The organism is Palleronia pontilimi (genome assembly GCF_016412875.1).
In the GTDB taxonomy this organism is placed as follows: Bacteria; Pseudomonadota; Alphaproteobacteria; order Rhodobacterales; family Rhodobacteraceae; genus Palleronia; species Palleronia pontilimi.
Map to the genome: position 1 here is coordinate 1 of NZ_JAEKPD010000046.1, position 1,352 is coordinate 1,352.

1 protein-coding gene is annotated in these 1,352 nt (G+C 61.6%); it reads right to left on the bottom strand.

Going from position 1 to position 1,352, the window contains the following annotated elements; translation table 11 throughout:
- Window positions 1–1,332 (bottom strand): recombinase family protein (locus ILP92_RS18215; protein ID WP_198917836.1); only part of this gene is annotated, 1,332 nt, incomplete at its 3' end.
- Window positions 1,333–1,352 lie beyond the last annotated feature (20 nt).

Below are 1,352 nucleotides of genomic sequence, written 5' to 3' on the forward strand. Positions count from 1 at the left end.
CGCCGCCTTCTCTGCGATGTCGCGCTGGGTCCTTAGGTCGTTGAGGCGCTCGGCGAGACTGGGGTCGGAACTTTCCATTACGCCTTCCTCGACCAATTGGAGGAGGCGGTTCAGTTTTGTCTTCGTGTCGCTCAGCTTGGCTTCATGTTTCGCGAGGCTGTCGCTGGCATCGGCGGTCCTTTCGGTTTGCCGTTCTTGCAGCTCCTGAAGGAGCATGGTCATCCGGTCGTGGGTCAGCAGGTCTTCCATGATGGCGGCCAGAACGAGGTCATCGGTCTCTTCCATCCGGACTCGTCGGCCCTTGCACGTTCCCTTGCCCTGCCGCATGCGGCCACCGCAGGCGTAGTAGCGGTATTTTCCGCCCTTGCCGGTGCTGATAAGCATGCCGCTGCCGCAGCTTGCACAGGTGGCGAGGCCGGCCAACAGAACGGGGCTGCTCACGGTCCTGGGTGGCGTATTCTTTGGATTGCGGGATTCGAGGGTGCGCCGGGCTTGATCGAAGTCATCGGCGGAGATGATCGGTGGCACGGGGATCAGGATGGGGTCCGAAGTCTCGCTGTTCCGATTGCGCCAGTATTCCCCCTTGTGGATAGGGTCGGCGAGCACCCGATGAATCTGTCCTATGCCCCATTTAGCTCCCTTGCGCGTCCGGTAGCCATGATCGTTGAGCCACTCGGTCAACCTCTTGACGCCCAACGGGCCGCTTGATCCGTCGCCCTTGAGATAGAGCTGGAACATGAGGCGGACGACCTCCGCCTCGTCCTCTCGCGGCACAAGTTTTTTCTTGATCGTTTTCCCGCGCTTCTCGGCCTCGATGGCCTTGAAGCCGAAGGGCACCGTGCCACCATTGAAGAAGCCTTGCCGGGCGTTCTCCGCCAGAGTGCGTGCAACATGCTTGGCGGTCTCCAACGAGGTATACTCGTCAAAGAGAGCGAGGATCTGGCGCAGCATCACGCCCGCCGGATCGTTCCCCACCTCCTGGGTGATACTGACGAGGCGGATGCCGCGCTTCTCGAGCGCGCGAGCACGCAATCCCAGCTCGAGTTCGTTCCGAAAGAACCGGCTATAGGAATGAACGACGACGACATCGAAAGGCACTTCCCCGTGAAGCGCGGCGTCCATCATCTGCTGGAACCCCGGCCGGTTCTCGTCCCTACCGGTTCTTGCGTCCTTGAACTCGGCCGTCACGACCAGATCCCGCGCGGCACAGAACTCGTGAAGCGCTCGGCGCTGGTCCGGGATCGACAGCTCGCGCTTTGCCTGCGCCCCGGTCGACACGCGCATGTAAAGCGCCGCGCGCAGCGGTCCTTCAGTGTTCTGCACCTCCTTCATTTTACGTCCAGCCATCTGAA